At 71.1% G+C, this 2,302-nt stretch carries 2 protein-coding genes; both read right to left on the reverse strand.

Annotation, left to right across the window (positions count from 1 at the left end; all coding sequences use genetic code 11):
• On the reverse strand, positions 1–1,291 hold a 1,291-nt coding region (locus N864_RS21565), incomplete at its 3' end, for a sulfate adenylyltransferase subunit 1 (RefSeq protein ID WP_051518910.1).
• Positions 1,291–2,238 carry a sulfate adenylyltransferase subunit CysD gene (gene cysD, locus N864_RS21570; RefSeq protein ID WP_051518911.1) on the reverse strand — a complete coding sequence of 316 codons (948 nt, stop codon included), beginning with the start codon at positions 2,236–2,238 and terminating at the stop codon, positions 1,291–1,293. The genes N864_RS21565 and cysD, both read right to left, overlap by 1 nt.
• Positions 2,239–2,302 lie beyond the last annotated feature (64 nt).

Raw genomic sequence — 2,302 nt, forward strand, 5'->3', positions numbered from 1 at the left:
CGGTTGGTGGCCTCTCGACGGTGGCCATCCCGGCAGCGAGGGTGGCGCCCTCGTGCGGGTCGATGAGCAGGAAGGCACCGCCTCGCCGGTTCCGGGCATAGTCCTCGACTGGGAGCGGCTGGGCCAGCCGGAGCCTCACCCGGCCGATGTCGTTGAGGGACAACGACTCCGCCGGCAGCGAGTGCAGGTCGTCGAGGTCGAGGCGGGCGTCGATGGCCGTGACGATCGCCTGCACCGTGCGCGCCCCGTGCTTCAGCAGCAGCCTCGCACCCGGCCGCAACGGTCCGTCCGCCAGCCAGCACACCAGCGCCTCGACGTCCTGCGTCGCACGTGGCGCGTCTCCCGCAGCCGCGATGACGTCGCCGCGAGACACGTCGAGGTCGTCCGTGAGACGGAGCGTGACCGACTGGGGCGCGACCGCCTCCTCCAGCGGCCGCTCCCCGAGGTCGATCCCGGCCACGGTCGTCCGCAGCCCCGAGGGCAGGACGACGACCTCGTCCCCGACGCGCACGACCCCGGACGCGACCTGGCCGGCGTAACCCCGGTAGTCATGGTGCGTCTCGTCATGGGAGGCGCGCTGGGGGCGGATCACGACCTGGACCGGCAGCCGGAAGGGCGCGGTCACGCCCTCCACCGGCGGGGGCAGCGTCTCGAGCAGCTCGAGGAGGGCCGGGCCGTCGTACCACGGCGTTCGGGCCGACCGCTCGACGACGTTGTCGCCGCCGAGCGCAGAGACGGGGATGGCTCGGGCATCGCCGACCCCGAGCTCCTGAGCCACGGCCCGGACGTCGGTCTCGACGCGTCGGAACACCGACTCCGAGAAGTCGACGAGGTCGATCTTGTTGACCGCGACCACGACGTGCGGCACGCGGAGCAGGGCGGCCACGGCGAGGTGACGGCGGGTCTGCTCGAGCACCCCCTTGCGGGCGTCGACGAGCAGGACGATGACGTCAGCGGTCGAGGCTCCGGTCACGGTGTTGCGGGTGTACTGCACGTGCCCCGGGCAGTCAGCCAGGACGAACGACCGGGTCGCCGTCGCGAAGTAGCGGTAGGCCACGTCGATGGTGATCCCCTGCTCGCGCTCGGCGCGCAGCCCGTCGGTCAGCAGGGCGAGGTCGGCCGTCGTCAGCCCGCGCTCCCGGGAGACCCGCTCCACCGCAGCGAGCTGGTCGGACAGCACCGACTTGGTGTCGTGGAGCAGTCGGCCGACGAGCGTCGACTTGCCGTCGTCGACGGACCCTGCCGTGGCGAGGCGCAGCAGCGTGTTCGCCTCTCCTGCAATGGTGCCCATCAGAAGTACCCTTCCTTCTTGCGGTCCTCCATCGCCGCCTCGGACAGTCGGTCGTCCGCCCGGGTGGCGCCTCGCTCGGTCAGCGTGGAGGCCGCCACCTCGAGGACGATGTCCGCGTTCGTCGTGGCACGGGACTCGACCGCTCCGGTGCAGGACATGTCGCCGACCGTCCGGTAGCGCACCAGCCGCCGCTCGACGGTCTCGCCGTCGCGCGGCCGCGACCACGGACCCACCGCGAGCCACATCCCGTCCCGACGGAAGACGTCCCGCTCGTGGGCGTAGTAGAGCGGCGCGAGCGGAATTCCCTCGCGCTCGATGTAGCGCCAGATGTCGAGCTCCGTCCAGTTGCTGATCGGGAAGACCCGGACGTGCTCCCCCGGACGATGCCGCGGGTTGAACAGGTTCCACAGCTCCGGACGCTGGTTCTTGGGGTCCCACTGCCCGAACGCGTCACGTAGAGAGACGATTCGCTCCTTGGCTCGGGCCTTTTCCTCGTCGCGTCGGCCACCCCCGAAGACCCCGTCGAAGCGGTGCTCGGCGATCGCGTCGAGCAGCGGAATCGTCTGGAGCGGGTTTCGGGTCCCGTCGGCCCGCTCGCGCAGCCTCCCGTCGTCGACGTAGTCCTGCACCCTCGCGACGACGAGTCGCAGGCCGAGCCGCTCGACCGTCTCGTCGCGATAGGTGAGCACCTCCGGGAAGTTGTGCCCGGTGTCCACGTGCAATACGGGGAAGGGGATGGGTGCCGGCCAGAACGCCTTCCTCGCGAGGTACAGCATGACGACGGAGTCCTTGCCGCCGCTGAAGAGCAGGGCAGGGCGCTCGAGCTCCGCGGCGATCTCCCGGATGACGAGGATCGACTCGGCCTCGAGGGCGTCGAGCAGTCCCAGCTGCCGCCCCCTGTCGTATGCCGCTGAGCCCGCTCCCGGCGTCCGGGCACCTTCCAGCAGGGCCGAGTCGGCACCCGTGGCGGCGGAACCACCGCACTCTCGATCGGGATTCGTGCACTGTCGA

Source organism: Intrasporangium chromatireducens Q5-1, from assembly GCF_000576575.1.
GTDB classification, from domain to species: Bacteria; Actinomycetota; Actinomycetes; order Actinomycetales; family Dermatophilaceae; genus Intrasporangium_A; species Intrasporangium_A chromatireducens.